13 protein-coding genes and 1 pseudogene are annotated in these 13,793 nt (G+C 63.2%); all 14 read left to right on the forward strand.

What is annotated here, in order from left to right:
- Positions 1-900 (forward strand): D,D-dipeptide ABC transporter permease, encoded by a 900-nt coding sequence (ddpC, locus tag AC3ISG_RS11040; protein ID WP_192172213.1) that lies wholly within the window; start codon positions 1-3, stop codon positions 898-900.
- 2 nt (positions 901-902) lie between these two features.
- Positions 903-1,937, forward strand: a complete 1,035-nt coding sequence (locus AC3ISG_RS11045) for an ABC transporter ATP-binding protein (protein WP_489299261.1) — start codon at positions 903-905, stop codon at positions 1,935-1,937.
- Positions 1,934-2,917: an oligopeptide/dipeptide ABC transporter ATP-binding protein gene (locus tag AC3ISG_RS11050; RefSeq protein WP_489299262.1), complete on the forward strand. Its 984-nt coding sequence runs from the start codon at positions 1,934-1,936 to the stop codon at positions 2,915-2,917. The genes AC3ISG_RS11045 and AC3ISG_RS11050 overlap by 4 nt, the downstream gene beginning before the upstream one ends.
- A gap of 710 nt (positions 2,918-3,627) precedes the next feature.
- Positions 3,628-4,662, forward strand: a pseudogene (locus AC3ISG_RS11055) (HAMP domain-containing protein); the annotation flags it as partial.
- A gap of 93 nt (positions 4,663-4,755) precedes the next feature.
- A complete protein-coding gene (locus AC3ISG_RS11060) occupies positions 4,756-5,520 on the forward strand; it encodes a methyl-accepting chemotaxis protein (protein WP_420793071.1) in 765 nt (254 codons plus the stop codon).
- A gap of 747 nt (positions 5,521-6,267) precedes the next feature.
- Positions 6,268-7,101: a phosphonate ABC transporter ATP-binding protein gene (gene phnC / locus AC3ISG_RS11065; protein WP_489299263.1), complete on the forward strand. Its 834-nt coding sequence runs from the start codon at positions 6,268-6,270 to the stop codon at positions 7,099-7,101.
- Between the two features lie 73 nt (positions 7,102-7,174).
- Positions 7,175-8,179 carry a phosphonate ABC transporter substrate-binding protein gene (phnD, locus tag AC3ISG_RS11070; protein ID WP_122535791.1) on the forward strand — a complete coding sequence of 335 codons (1,005 nt, stop codon included), beginning with the start codon at positions 7,175-7,177 and terminating at the stop codon, positions 8,177-8,179.
- A 75-nt stretch (positions 8,180-8,254) separates the two neighbouring features.
- The gene (gene phnE / locus AC3ISG_RS11075; RefSeq protein WP_122535792.1) at positions 8,255-9,043 is read left to right on the forward strand and encodes a phosphonate ABC transporter, permease protein PhnE; all 789 of its coding nucleotides are present in this window, start codon (positions 8,255-8,257) and stop codon (positions 9,041-9,043) included.
- Between the two features lie 38 nt (positions 9,044-9,081).
- Positions 9,082-9,831: a phosphonate metabolism transcriptional regulator PhnF gene (gene phnF / locus AC3ISG_RS11080; protein ID WP_420793070.1), complete on the forward strand. Its 750-nt coding sequence runs from the start codon at positions 9,082-9,084 to the stop codon at positions 9,829-9,831.
- Between the two features lie 14 nt (positions 9,832-9,845).
- Complete coding sequence (gene phnG, locus AC3ISG_RS11085; RefSeq protein ID WP_489299264.1) at positions 9,846-10,328, forward strand: phosphonate C-P lyase system protein PhnG; 483 nt, start codon at positions 9,846-9,848, stop codon at positions 10,326-10,328.
- Positions 10,329-10,354: 26 nt separating this feature from the next.
- The gene (gene phnH, locus AC3ISG_RS11090; RefSeq protein ID WP_489299501.1) at positions 10,355-10,987 is read left to right on the forward strand and encodes a phosphonate C-P lyase system protein PhnH; all 633 of its coding nucleotides are present in this window, start codon (positions 10,355-10,357) and stop codon (positions 10,985-10,987) included.
- Complete coding sequence (locus AC3ISG_RS11095) at positions 10,987-12,060, forward strand: carbon-phosphorus lyase complex subunit (RefSeq protein WP_489299265.1); 1,074 nt, start codon at positions 10,987-10,989, stop codon at positions 12,058-12,060. The genes phnH and AC3ISG_RS11095 overlap by 1 nt, the downstream gene beginning before the upstream one ends.
- Entirely contained in the window at positions 12,057-12,944 is an 888-nt protein-coding gene (locus AC3ISG_RS11100; protein ID WP_489299266.1) for an alpha-D-ribose 1-methylphosphonate 5-phosphate C-P-lyase PhnJ, read from the forward strand. Before AC3ISG_RS11095 ends, AC3ISG_RS11100 begins: the two co-directional genes overlap by 4 nt.
- Complete coding sequence (gene phnK, locus AC3ISG_RS11105; RefSeq protein ID WP_489299267.1) at positions 12,941-13,771, forward strand: phosphonate C-P lyase system protein PhnK; 831 nt, start codon at positions 12,941-12,943, stop codon at positions 13,769-13,771. The genes AC3ISG_RS11100 and phnK overlap by 4 nt, the downstream gene beginning before the upstream one ends.
- Positions 13,772-13,793: the final 22 nt, after the last annotated feature.

The raw sequence follows: 13,793 nt of genomic DNA on the forward strand, positions 1-13,793 counted from the left end.
ATGACGACTCCGATCACCGCGCCCGCCGTGGCGCCACTGCCGGCCGCCTCGCGTTGGCAGGACAAATGGGCGTATCTGGCCCATCAGATTCGCCGCAGTCCACTGACCATGGCCGGGCTGCTGATTACCGTGATGGTGCTGCTGGTGATGGCCTTTGCGCCTTGGCTCGCGTCCCATGACCCCAATGCGCTTAATCTGACTCAGCGCCTGGCCGCGCCGTCCGCCGCCCATTGGTTCGGCACCGACGAAGTGGGCCGCGATCTGTTCAGCCGCGTGCTGTACGGCAGCCGCCAATCCGTCGGTGTCGGCCTCTTTGTGGCGTTCGCTTCGTGCTTTGCCGGCGGCTTGCTCGGCTGTATGTCCGGGATCATCGGCGGGCGTTTCGACGGGCTGATCATGCGCCTGATGGACATCATGCTGTCGGTGCCATCGCTGGTGCTGATCATGGCCCTGGCTGCGGCGCTGGGTCCGAGCCTGTTCAACGCCATGCTGGCAATCACACTGGTGCGGATTCCGTTTTACGTGCGGCTGGCCCGTGGGCAGGCCCTGAGCATCCGCCAGATGGGTTACGTCAAGGCCGCCGAAACCTTCGGCGCCGGACGCTGGCACATGGTCATCTGGCACGTGGCGCGCAATGCCATGCCGCCGTTGCTGGTGCAACTGAGCCTGGACATCGGCAGCGCCATCCTCATGGCCTCGGCGCTGGGTTTCATCGGCCTGGGCGCGCAACAGCCGACGGCGGAGTGGGGCGCGATGGTCGCAACTGGGCGCAACTACATCCTCGACCAATGGTGGTACTCGACCTTTCCCGGCGTGGCGATTCTGATCACCGCCACCGGTTTCAACCTTTTGGGCGACGGCGTGCGGGACTTGCTCGACCCACGGCAGCAGGGGAAATGACCATGCAGGCATCTGTTCAACAACCCCTTGCGGCGCAGGCCCCGGTGCTGGTGATCGACGACCTGCGCATCGAATTCCCGGCCTACAAAAGCACGGTCAAGGCGCTCAATGGCGTGTCGCTGCACGTGAATCCCGGCGAGATCGTCGGGGTCATCGGTGAGTCCGGTTCGGGCAAGTCGGTCACCGCGATGCTCAGCCTGCGCCTGCTGCCGGAGCGCTCTTACGAAGTGAAAAGTGGCAGCCTGAGTATTCTCGGCCGCGACATGCTCACCGCCAAAGAGAAGGACCTGTTGAGTGTGCGTGGCCGCGACGCCGCCATGATCTTCCAGGAGCCCATGACCGCGCTCAATCCGACCCGCCGCATCGGTCGGCAGATGCTCGACGTGATCATCCATCACCAGCGCCTGAGCAAGGCCGACGCCAAGGCCAAAGCGATCGCGTTGCTGCGGGACATGCACATCGCCGACCCCGAGCAGGTGATGAACAGCTACCCCTTCGAACTTTCCGGCGGCATGCGTCAGCGGGTGATGATCGCTCTGGCGTTCTCCTGCGACCCGCAGTTGCTGATCGCCGACGAACCGACCACCGCGCTGGACGTCACGGTGCAGCGGCAAGTGCTGTTGCTGCTGCGGGAAAAGGCCCGCGCGCGGGGCACGGCGATTCTGCTGATCACCCATGACATGGCGCTGGTGTCGCAGTTCTGCGATCGGGTGTACGTGATGTACACCGGTGCGGTGGTGGAGCAGGGCGTCACCGCGCAGGTGATGGCCGACCCGCGACACCCGTACACCCAGGGTTTGCTCAGCGGGTTGCCGGAGCAGGTCGAACCGGGCCAGGACCTGATGACCATTCCCGGGCAGGTGCCCAACCTTTCGGCGCTGCCGGAGGGCTGCACCTTCCTTGATCGTTGCCCCTTCGCCACGGCTCAATGCCTGCAGCGACCGCCGATGCAGACCATCGACGCCGCCGCTGACCGCAAAAGCGCCTGCTGGTTAAGCGCGCCCTCACACGCCACCGCACAGGAGTCGCGGCCATGATCCGTTCAGCCCTGCAGAGCTTGCCCGGCGAGAGCCCGACCATCCTCGGCCTGCAAGACGTGCGCGTGCATTACCCGATGGGCAAGGACTGGCTCGGTCGCCCGAAGGCGCTGGCCCATGCCCTGAATGGCATCGATCTGCAGGTCCGTGCCGGCGAAACCCTCGGCGTGGTCGGGGAATCCGGCTGCGGCAAAAGCACCCTGGCGCAGTTGTTGATGGGCTTGATCAAGCCGACCTCGGGCCGGCTTGACTGGGTCTACAACAGCGATAAGGAACGCAGCAGCAACGTGCAGATTGTGTTTCAGGACCCGCAGTCGTCCCTCGATCCGAGGCTGCCGGTGTGGAAAGTCATCACCGAGCCGTTGTTCGTGCAGCGATCGGCGCCGCGCCACGAGATGCGGGCCATTGCGGCGAAGGTGGCGGCGCAGGTGGGCATTCGTACGGAATACCTTGATCGGTTTCCCCATCAGTTTTCTGGCGGGCAGCGTCAGCGGATCGCCATTGCCCGGGCGTTGTCGTCCAATCCGGACATCATCGTGCTCGATGAGCCGACGTCGGCGCTGGATATTTCGGTGCAGGCGCAGATGCTCAACTTGTTGGCGGAGCTGCAGCGCAGCCGGGACCTGACGTACATTTTGATTTCCCACAATGTGTCGGTGGTGCGGCACATGGCCGACCGGCTGGCGGTGATGTACCTGGGGCAGATTGTGGAGTTGGGTACCGCGGCGGAGGTGCTGGAGCGCCCGCGTCATCCGTATACGCAGCTGTTGCTGGAGGCGGTGCCGCGGCTGGGGGTGGCGGTGGACGACGCTCAGGTGTCGGCGCCGACCGAGCTGCCGGGCAATCGGACGTTGCCGACGGGGTGTTTTTTCCGGGATCGTTGTCCGAAGGCAACCTCGGGTTGCGAGAGGCCGCAGGCGTTGTTGCCGGCGAGGGGGGGGGTGGAGGGGGAGCGGGTGCGGTGTCATCTGGAGTCGTGATGATGCGTGCTGCGCAGGGAGATCAAGAGCATCTGCTGAACTGCAGATATTTCGCCATTTGCGTATGAAGATCAAAAGCGGATCAAGCGCTTCCCGGCTGAAGCCGGTCCTACAGTCAGAGCCGGTCCTCCTGAATCTACACGCTGCTGTTAGTGGGACCGGCTTTAGCCGGGAAGGGGCCCGTGTGGGCTATGGGGTTGTTTCGAGCTGACACCCGGTCGCCCGATCATTCCCGCGCTCTGCGTGGGAATGCATTCCCTGACGCTCCGCGTCATATGGCTGCAGGAACACGTCGGTTATTCCTGCCGCTCATATTCGACGTCTGTTAGTTAAGCCATATATGCCCGATCGTGCCCACGCTCTGCGTGGGAATGCATTCCCTGACGCTCCGCGTCATATGGCTGCGCGAACACATCGGCAATTCATCGCGCCCATATTCGACGTTTGTTAATTAAGCCGTATATAAAAAACGGTCTTTATTGGATCCACTACATCAACTAACCCTCAGCAATTGCATTGAAGTTCAACTATTTCTCTTCCCGAAGAACAGCGCTCAACTTTCATCACCACCCAGCCCTAAATTCCGTGCCGTTGCAGCCGAAACATCTTTCAGGCCGTGCCTTCTCTTTCCTGCTGCACCCGTGCAAAGCGCAGCGCACCTATCGGCATCGCACTCTTGTCGCTGTCATCTCTGTTATGGACACACGCATATGATTAAACGTCTGGGTTTCAGCAGAAAAATCCTGCTGGCTGCTGCACTCATCGTGGTAGTTGCTTTCTCGTGTTTTATTCTGGTGAACGATTATCGCCAGCGCCAAACCTTGAAAAACAGTGTCGCCTCCGAACTTCAACAGTTGGGCAGTCTGACCACGCAGAACATTCAAACCTGGCTCGACAGCCGCACGCAGTTGCTCAACTCCATGGCTCAGCAGATCGCTGTGGACGGCCCATCGGCAAGCAGCCTGCAGCGCGTGATCGGTTTGCCGGTTTACCCGGACAACTTCCAGCTCAGTTATTTCGGCAGCAAGGACGGCGTGATGTTTTCCGTGCCGACGGGCAACCGCCCGGCCGACTATGACCCGCGGGCCCGTGGCTGGTACAAGGCGGCGGATGCGGCCCAGGGCATTATCGTGACCGAGCCCTACATCGCCGCGTCGTCGGGCAAGCTGGTGGTGACGCTGGCCACACCGGTGCGCCAGCAGGGGCAAATGATCGGCGTCGCGGGCGCGGACATTTCCCTGGACGCGATCAGCAAGACCATCAACTCGCTGAACTTCGGCGGCCATGGCTATGCGTACATCGTCAGCGCCGACGGCAAGATTCTGATTCACCCGGACAGCAAGCTGATCCTCAAGAACGTCAGCGAGGCCTATCCGAACGGTGCGCCGACCATCGCGCCGGGCGTGGCGGAAATCGAGTCCGGCGGCAAGGGGCAGATCATCTCGTTCACCAAGGTGGAAGGCCTGTCATCGGCGAACTGGTACGTGGCGCTGGTCCTCGACCGCGACGCGGCCTATTCGATGCTCAGTGAATTCCGCTCTTCGGCGATTCTCGCCATGGTCATTGCGGTGGCGATCATCATGCTGCTGCTGGGGCTGTTGATCCGCGTGCTGATGCAGCCGTTGCACCAGATGGGCCGGGCGATGCAGGACATGGCTGACGGGGAAGGCGACCTCACCAAGCGTCTGGTGATTGTGTCCCAGGATGAATTCGGCGCGTTGGCGCAGTCGTTCAACCGTTTCGTCGAGCGTATTCACAGCTCGATCCGCGAAGTGGCGTCGACCGCGGGGCAACTGGGTGAAGTCGCGGCCCGTGTGGTCGGGGCCTCGAACTCGTCGATGGGCAATTCCGATCAGCAGACCAGCCGTACCAGCAGCGTGGCCGCCGCGATCAACCAGCTCGGCGCCGCCGCCCAGGAAATCGCCCAGAACGCCGCGCTGGCGTCGCAGCATTCCAGTGAAGCCACGCAGTTGGCCAGTGAAGGTCAGGGCGTCGTCAGCCAGACCATCAAGGCGATGAACCAGCTGTCCGAGAAGATCAGTGAGTCGTGCGCCAATATCGAAACGCTGAACAACAAAACGGCCAACATCGGTCAGATTCTGGAAGTGATCACCGGTATTTCCCAGCAGACCAACTTGCTCGCGCTCAACGCCGCCATTGAAGCGGCGCGGGCAGGGGAAGCGGGGCGCGGCTTTGCGGTGGTGGCGGATGAGGTGAGGAACCTGGCGCATCGCACTCAGGATTCGGCGCAGCAGGTGCAGGGCATGATCGAGGAGTTGCAGGTCGGCGCCCGTGATGCGGTGATCAACATGACCGAGAGCCAGCGCCAGAGCGAGAACAGTGTGACCATCGCCAATCAGGCCGGCGAACGCCTGAACAGTGTGACCCGCCGGATCAGTGAGATCGATGGCATGAACCAGTCGGTGGCGACCGCGACCGAGGAGCAGACGGCGGTGGTGGAGTCGATCAATGTCGACATTACGGAGATCAATACGCTGAATCAGGAAGGGGTCGATAACCTGAAATCGACGCTTGATGCCTGCGCGCATCTGGAGCACCAGACGGCGCGGCTGCAGCATTTGGTGGGGACGTTCAGGATCTAAACGTCTGATCAAGATCAAGAGCGTCGGCCTAACGGCCTCGGGTTTCGCCTTCGGCGAGTTACTTGGAAAAGTCGAAAGTCGCACCATCCCCAAGTAACCAAGGGTGCTTGCTCCTGGCTTGGTTCCTCCTTCGTCGGAATACCCTCACTCCGACGACGCTCCGTGGGCCCGCGCCGAACGGACATCCCTGTCCTGACGGCGCTCTCGCCGCATCCATGCGGCTCGGCCCACTACGCGTCGTCTACGTTCAGCCTGCACCCAAGTCGCGATCGGCGGTGACTGAGCCTTTTGTGTACGAAGATCAAAAGCAGATCAAAGCACGCATAGTAGGACCGGCTTTAGCCGGGAAGGGGCCAGCCCGCACACCCTGAGTCTTGCGGCGCACCACCCAACGCTTTCCCGGCTAAAGCCAGTCCCCCTCACTGCATCGGGTTGTGCCAACGGACCAACGGCACGAATTATTTATTTCAGCCCTGCCAGAACCCTCCCCATCCGGCCTTCAACATCCGCGCGACTTGTCTATCCCCCACGGCCGCTAAAGCGCCCTTTAACGTCCTGATGTCCACAAAACCCCCGAAAAATCCCGCATCAAACCGTCTCTGAACTGACACTCCGCCGTCATCGTCGATTCATGGAACTGCCACAGGCTGCCCCTAATGTCACTCGCACCGAACGCGGCCATGGACGGTCGTGCGGCTGATCATTCACCCCCGGCAGGACGCTGGAATCACAAGACCAGAGAAGCCCATGACCGCAGCCATCCACGTCGACCGCCTGAACAAGACATTCGCCCGCAAGACCGCTTTGGTTGACCTTGCATTGTCTATACAACACGGGGAAATGGTGGCGCTGATCGGCGCTTCCGGTTCCGGCAAATCCACCCTGTTGCGCCATCTGGCCGGGCTGGCCTGCTGCGATCGCAGCAATGGCGGCAGCGTCCAGGTGCTGGGCCGTGAAGTGCAGGCTTCGGGCCGCCTCAACGGCAAAGTGCGCCGACTGCGCGCCGACATCGGCTACATCTTTCAGCAATTCAATCTGGTCAATCGCCTCAGCGTCCTCGACAACGTCCTGCTCGGCTGCCTCGGTCGCATGCCGCGCTGGCGTGGCAGTCTCGGGCTGTTCAATGCCGAAGAGAAAGCCCGGGCCATGGCCAACCTCGACCGCGTGGGCCTTGCCGATCTGGCGGCGCAACGGGCCTCGACCCTGTCCGGCGGCCAGCAGCAGCGGGTGGCTATCGCTCGCGCGCTGACCCAGCAGGCCGAGGTCATTCTGGCCGACGAGCCCATTGCCTCCCTCGACCCCGAGTCCGCGCGCAAGGTCATGGAAATCCTCGCCGACATCAACCGCCGGGACGGCAAGACCGTCGTCGTCACCCTGCATCAGGTGGATTACGCCGTGCGCTATTGCCCGCGTGCCGTGGCACTGAAGGGCGGGCGCATTCACTTCGACGGCAACGGCAGCGAGCTCAACGGCCAGTTCCTCAATGACCTGTACGGCGCCGACGCTGACACCAGCCTGATGTTCGACGGCACGGCACGGGACAGCGAACGACCGTCGCGACTGATGATGGCCCGCGCCTGATTCAGCTGCAGCACTGACAAACCCCATAAACCAGGCAACACCCCAACAACCAACCCAGCTCCGGGAGTTCCCCATGTTGAACCGTATCGGGCGCGTCTTCGCGTCTGCCGCTGTCGTCGCCGGTTGCCTGATGGGCACTGCGCAGGCCGATGACAACGTCATCAACTTCGGCATCATGTCCACCGAGTCGTCGCAGAACCTGAAGAGCGTCTGGCAGCCGTTCATCGACGACATGACCAAAAAGACCGGGCTGAAAGTCAACGCCACCTTCGCTTCCGACTACGCCGGCCTGATCCAGGGCATGCGCTTCAACAAGGTCGACGTCGCCTGGCTCGGCAACAAGGCCGCCATGGAGGCGGTGGACCGTTCCGGTGGCGAAATCTTCGCCCAGACCGCCGCCGCCAACGGTGCGCCCGGCTACTGGAGCGTGATCATTGCGCGCAAGGACAGTCCGATCAATTCAGTCGAGGACATGCTCAAGCACGCCAAGGAACTGACCTTCGGCAACGGCGACCCGAATTCCACCTCGGGCTATCTGGTGCCGGGTTACTACGTGTTCGCGCAGAACCACGTCGACGCCGCCACCGCCTTCAAACGCACGCTGAACTCCAGCCATGAAGTCAACGCCCTCAGCGTGGCCAAAGGGCAACTGGACGTCGCCACCTTCAACACCGAAAGCTGGGACCGTCTGGAAGTCACCCAGCCGGACAAGGCGGCGATGCTCAAGGTGATCTGGAAATCGCCACTGATCCCGGCCGACCCGATGGTCTGGCGCAAGGGCCTGTCGGACGCGGACAAGAACAAGATCCGCGATTTCTTCGCCAATTACGGTGACACCGACGAAGAAAAGGCCGTGCTGAAGAACATGCAGATGGGCAAGTTTCTCAAGTCCTCGGACGACCAGTTGCTGACCATTCGCCAGCTCGAGCTGTTCAAGCAGAAAACCGAGACCACCGCCAGCACCACCCTCAGCGCCGAGGAGAAGGCCACGCGCCTGAAAGACATCGACGCCGGCCTGACCAAGCTGCAGGACCGGATTTCCGAGCTGGAAAAACAAGGCACCGCCAAGGCGGGTTGATGCACGGGGCGCGCTGCAGCTCGAGGGCCCAGCGCGCCAGTCATGACGCTTCACCCGATCGCAACTGGATTCTTTATGACCACTCACGCTGCTTACATCCAGGCCGCTGGCAAGCGCAGCTGGCCGCAGTACCTTGGCTGGGGCCTGTTCCTGGCGATGATGGCCTGGGCCTGGCACGGCGCGGAAATGAACCCGCTGGCGCTGTACCGCGACTCCGGCAACATGGCGACTTTCGCCGCCGACTTTTTCCCGCCCGATTTCCACGAATGGCGCGCGTACCTCAAGGAAATGATCGTCACGGTGCAGATCGCCCTCTGGGGCACGCTGCTGGCGATCGTCTGCTCGGTGCCGCTGGGCATTCTCTGCGCCGACAACATCACGCCGTGGTGGATTCATCAACCGCTGCGTCGAGTCATGGATTCGTTCCGCTCGATCAACGAAATGGTCTTCGCCATGCTCTTTGTGGTCGCTGTTGGTCTGGGCCCGTTTGCCGGTGTCCTGGCGTTGTGGATCAGCACCACCGGTGTGCTCGCCAAGCTGTTTGCCGAAGCGGTGGAAGCGATTGATCCGGGCCCGGTCGAGGGCGTTCGAGCCACCGGCGCCAGTGCCTTGCAGGAGGTGATCTTCGGGGTCATCCCGCAAGTCATGCCGCTGTGGATTTCCTACGCGCTGTACCGCTTTGAATCCAACGTTCGCTCGGCCACGGTGGTGGGAATGGTCGGTGCCGGCGGGATTGGCGTCATCCTCTGGGAAAACATCCGCGCCTTCCAGTTCACCCAGACCTGTTCGGTGCTGCTGGTGATCATCGTGGTGGTGAGCGTCATCGACATCTTCTCCCAGCGCCTGCGCAAGCAGTTCATCTAATGACCACGACAGGAGAGGGTGCGAACCCTTTTTTAGCCATGCAGTTGTCTAGACAATCCGAAGCCCTGCACCGAGAGCCGACGCGTCGAGAAGCCACGCATCGGGAACCCATGTACCGCGAACTGGCGCAGACCCTGCGCAGTGAACTCGACCGCTACACCGCCGGTGAATACCTGCCGGCTGAAATCCAGCTCGCCGCACGCTTCGAGGTCAACCGGCATACGGTTCGCCGGGCCATCGACGAGCTGGTCCGCGAAGGCAGCCTGCTGCGCCGCCAGGGCAAAGGCACCCAGGTGTTGGGGCGGCCGCTGGTGTACCCGGTTGCTGCCGGCAGTGCCTACAGCGAATCCCTTGCCGCGCTCGGCCACGGCGTCGAGGCTGTGCTGCTGCAACGCCGGCATTGCACGGCGACGGTGGAGGAGGCCGCGCATCTGGGCCTCGAACCCCACGCGCCGCTGATCGAACTGCAAACCCTGCGCCGCCTCGACGGCCAGCCGGTCTGCCTGATTCGCCACCGTTACTGCGCCACCCGCGCGTCGTTGATCGCCGACTACGTCAGCGGGTCGGTGCGCCAGTTCCTCACCGAACGGCAATTGCCGTTGACTCGCACCTTCAGCCTGATCGGCGCGCGCCTGCCCAGTCGCGAAGAAGCCAGTGTGCTGCTGATGCCGCGTCATCTGCCGGCGCTGACGGTGCTCACCCTTTCCCATGATGCGCACGGAAACCCGGTGGAGATTGCCCATTCCACCAGCCGCTCCGACCGCTTCCAGTATCAGATCGTCACCTGATGGAGATGCCCTCGATGACTGCGACACCCGTTCCCTCCACCGCGCCCGACGCTTCAGCCGCCGAACTGTCCGCCCGCCAGCACTGGATCGGCGTGCTCTCGCGCAGCCGCCGCGATGAATTGCTGGCCCACGAAGCCGCATTGCGTGACGCCAAATACCAACTGATCCGCGCGCCGGAAATCGGCATGACCCTGGTGCGGGGCCGCATGGGCGGCAGCGGTGCGCCGTTCAACGTCGGCGAGATGACCGTGACCCGTTGCGTGGTGCGCCTGGCCGACGGCTGCACCGGCTTCAGCTACCTGGCCGGGCGTGACAAGGCCCACGCCGAACTCGCCGCTCTGGCCGACGCCCATTTGCAGGGTGCTCAACAGACGCACTGGATCACAGAACTGATTGACCCGCTGGCTCGCTCGCAGGCTCTGCGTCGGGCTCGACAACAAGCCGATACCGCCGCGACCAAAGTGGACTTCTTCACCCTGGTCAGAGGAGAAAACTAATGAGCACCTTTCTCGCAACTGAATCCTTGCCCGCGTCCTTGCTGCAGCCGGCATTCAACGATCCGGTGCTGGATGCCCAGCGCAGTTTTCGCGCCGCCCTTAAGGCGCTGGCCGGCCCCGGTGTCGCGCAAAGCCTGCTCGCCACGCAAACCCCGCCGCACCTCGAAGTCCTCGCCGCGGCCAGCCACGCCCTGTGCCTGGCCTTGCTGGACATCGACACGCCACTGTGGCTTGCGCCCAAATTCGACACCCAGGCCATTCGTGCCAACCTGACCTTCCATTGTGGTTGCCCGATCGTCAGCGACCGGCAGAACGCCCGCTTCGCGCTGCTCGACGACAGCCAGTTGCACGACCTCAGCGGTTTCGACCTGGGCAATGATCGCTATCCCGATCAGTCCTGCACGCTGCTGGTCCAGTTGCCGAGCCTGCAGGGCGGCACGCAACTGGCCTGGCGCGGGCCGGGCATCGAACGCCAAAACCACGTCAGCCTGCCGCTGCAGGAAGCGTTCTGGCAGGAGCGCGAAGCGCGCAATGACTTCCCCCGCGGGATCGACGTGTTCTTCGTCGCCGGCAGCGAATTGCTCGGTTTGCCGCGCAGTACTCAAGTGCTGTTCAAGTCCCAGCCTTCGAGTCTTCAACCCTCAAGAGGAGCGGCCTGATGTACGTTGCCGTCAAAGGTGGCGAACAGGCCATCGACAATGCCCACAAACTGCTGGCGAAACAGCGCCGGGGCGACCCCTCGGTTGCCGAGCTGGGCGTGGAACAGATCCGTCAGCAATTGCCCCTGGCCGTCGCCCGGGTGATGACCGAGGGCTCGCTGTACGACGCCGAACTCGCCGCGCTGGCGATCAAGCAGTCGGCCGGCGATCTGGTGGAAGCGATCTTCCTGCTGCGCGCCTACCGCACCACGCTGACGCGCTTCAGCGCCAGCTTGCCGATCGACACCTCCAACATGCAGCTCAACCGGCGTCTGTCGGCCACGTTCAAGGATGTGCCCGGCGGGCAGCTGTTGGGACCGACCTTCGATTACACCCACCGCTTGCTGGACTTCACCTTGCTGGCGGAAGGCGAATTCCCTGGCCCTGAAAGTCAGGCCGACGCGGCGGTCCAGGACTGTCCGCGGGTGCTGGGATTGCTGGCGAAAGAAGGCCTGATCAAGGAAGAACAGGACACCGGCGCACCGGTCGCTGATATCACCCGCGAGCCACTGGAGTACCCGGCCAGCCGCGCCGAACGCCTGCAGGCGCTGGCCCGGGGCGATGAAGGCTTTCTCTTGGCGCTGGGCTATTCGACCCAGCGCGGCTACGGCCGCAATCACCCGTTCGCCGGGGAGATTCGTGTGGGTGACGTTGAAGTGTGGATCGAGCCGGAAGGGCTGGGCTTCCCGATTTCCATTGGCGCCATTGAGGTGACCGAGTGCGAGATGGTCAACCAGTTCGTCGGTTCCGCCACCGAGCGGCCGCAGTTCACGCGCGGTTACGGCCTGGCCTTCGGGCACGCCGAACGCAAAGCCATGGGCATGGCGCTGGTGGACCGCTCGTTGCGCGCCGGTGAGTACAGCGAGGAGATCGTTTCCCCGGCCCAGCAGGAAGAGTTCGTGCTCGCCCACTGCGACAACGTCGAAGCCGCCGGTTTCGTCTCGCACCTGAAACTGCCGCACTACGTGGACTTCCAGGCCGAACTGGAACTGATCCGCAAACTGCGCACGCCCTCCAAGGAGCAGGCTCAATGAACGCCGCCACGCAGCCACGTCCGCAACCACAGACGCCGCGAGACGAGGCCTACAACTTCGCGTACCTGGATGAACAGACCAAACGCATGATCCGTCGCGGCCTGCTCAAGGCCGTGGCCATTCCCGGTTATCAAGTGCCCTTCGGTGGCCGTGAAATGCCGCTGCCCTATGGCTGGGGCACCGGCGGCATGCAACTGACCGCCGCGATCCTCGGTGCCGAAGACGTGCTCAAAGTCATCGATCAGGGCGCCGACGACACCACCAACGCCGTGTCGATCCGCCGCTTTTTCGCCCGCACCGCCGGCGTCGCCACCACTGAACGCACCCGCGAAGCGACGATCATCCAGACCCGTCACCGCATCCCGGAAACGCCGCTGCACGCCGACCAGATCATGGTCTATCAGGTGCCGATTCCGGAGCCGTTGCGCTTCATCGAACCGTCGGAAACCGAGACCCGCACCATGCACGCCCTGAATGATTACGGCGTCATGCACGTCAAGCTTTACGAGGACATCGCCACCTTCGGCCACATCGCCACGGCCTACGCCTACCCGGTGACCGTCGACGAGCGCTACGTCATGGACCCGTCGCCGATCCCCAAATTCGACAACCCGAAACTGGACATGAGCCCGGCGCTGATGCTGTTCGGCGCCGGTCGCGAGAAGCGTCTTTACGCCGTGCCGCCGTTCACCCGCGTCACCAGCCTGGACTTTGAGGACCACCCCTTCGAAGTGCAGAAGTGGGAACACAACTGCGCCATCTGCGGCAGCCATGATTCGTTCCTCGACGAGCTGATCCTCGACGATCAGGGCACCCAGAGCTTCGTCTGCTCGGACACCGACTACTGCGCGCAACGGGTCAGCCAGGGGAGGGCCGCGCTATGAACGCTGCTCAACAGATCGACCGCGATGCGCTGGGCGATCGCACTCAACCGCTGCTCAAAGTGCGCGGCCTGACCAAGTTGTACGGCCCGGAGAAAGGCTGCCAGGACGTCAGCTTCGAGCTCTATCCGGGGGAGGTGCTGGGCATCGTCGGCGAGTCAGGCTCGGGCAAGTCCACGCTGCTTTCGCTGCTCAGCGGCCGTTGCCTGCCCGACCGGGGCGTCATCGATTACCGCCTCGCCGACACCCACAAAAATGCCGGCCAATGGCTGGATCTGTACAGCGCCAGCGAGGCCGAGCGCCGCACCTTGCTGCGCACCGAGTGGGGCTTCGTTGAGCAGAACCCCCGCGACGGCCTGCGCATGGCGGTGTCGGCCGGGGCCAATATCGGCGAGCGGCTGATGGCCCAGGGCGTGCGCAATTATCAGGCGCTGCGGGCGGCGGGGCTGGACTGGCTCAACCAAGTGGAGATCGACCCGGCGCGCATCGACGACCTGCCGCGAACCTTTTCCGGCGGCATGCAACAACGTTTGCAGATCGCCCGAAATCTGGTGTCCGGCCCACGGCTGGTGTTCATGGACGAACCCACCGGCGGCCTCGACGTGTCGGTGCAGGCGCGTTTGCTGGACCTGATGCGCGGGCTGGTGCGCGAGCTGGACCTGGCGGTGGTCATCGTCACCCACGACCTGGCCGTCGCCCGCTTGCTTGCCGATCGACTGATGGTGATGCGCCGTTCCCACGTGGTGGAAACCGGCTTGACCGATCAGATCCTCGACGACCCGCAACATCCGTATTCGCAGCTGCTGGTGTCTTCGGTGCTGCAGCCATGATCCGCCTCTCGGGATGCCTTCA

It is taken from the genome of Pseudomonas sp. GL_135, from assembly GCF_057834665.1.

Excerpts from the sequence above, each read along its gene's own strand:
- ddpC (WP_192172213.1), top strand. The coding sequence starts at position 1 with ATGACGACTCCGATCACCGCGCCCGCCGTGGCGCCACTGCCGGCCGCC.
- AC3ISG_RS11045 (WP_489299261.1), top strand. The coding sequence starts at position 903 with ATGCAGGCATCTGTTCAACAACCCCTTGCGGCGCAGGCCCCGGTGCTG.
- AC3ISG_RS11050 (WP_489299262.1), top strand. The coding sequence starts at position 1,934 with ATGATCCGTTCAGCCCTGCAGAGCTTGCCCGGCGAGAGCCCGACCATC.
- AC3ISG_RS11060 (WP_420793071.1), top strand. The coding sequence starts at position 4,756 with ATGGGCAATTCCGATCAGCAGACCAGCCGTACCAGCAGCGTGGCCGCC.
- phnC (WP_489299263.1), top strand. The coding sequence starts at position 6,268 with ATGACCGCAGCCATCCACGTCGACCGCCTGAACAAGACATTCGCCCGC.
- phnD (WP_122535791.1), top strand. The coding sequence starts at position 7,175 with ATGTTGAACCGTATCGGGCGCGTCTTCGCGTCTGCCGCTGTCGTCGCC.
- phnE (WP_122535792.1), top strand. The coding sequence starts at position 8,255 with ATGACCACTCACGCTGCTTACATCCAGGCCGCTGGCAAGCGCAGCTGG.
- phnF (WP_420793070.1), top strand. The coding sequence starts at position 9,082 with ATGCAGTTGTCTAGACAATCCGAAGCCCTGCACCGAGAGCCGACGCGT.
- phnG (WP_489299264.1), top strand. The coding sequence starts at position 9,846 with ATGACTGCGACACCCGTTCCCTCCACCGCGCCCGACGCTTCAGCCGCC.
- AC3ISG_RS11095 (WP_489299265.1), top strand. The coding sequence starts at position 10,987 with ATGTACGTTGCCGTCAAAGGTGGCGAACAGGCCATCGACAATGCCCAC.
- AC3ISG_RS11100 (WP_489299266.1), top strand. The coding sequence starts at position 12,057 with ATGAACGCCGCCACGCAGCCACGTCCGCAACCACAGACGCCGCGAGAC.
- phnK (WP_489299267.1), top strand. The coding sequence starts at position 12,941 with ATGAACGCTGCTCAACAGATCGACCGCGATGCGCTGGGCGATCGCACT.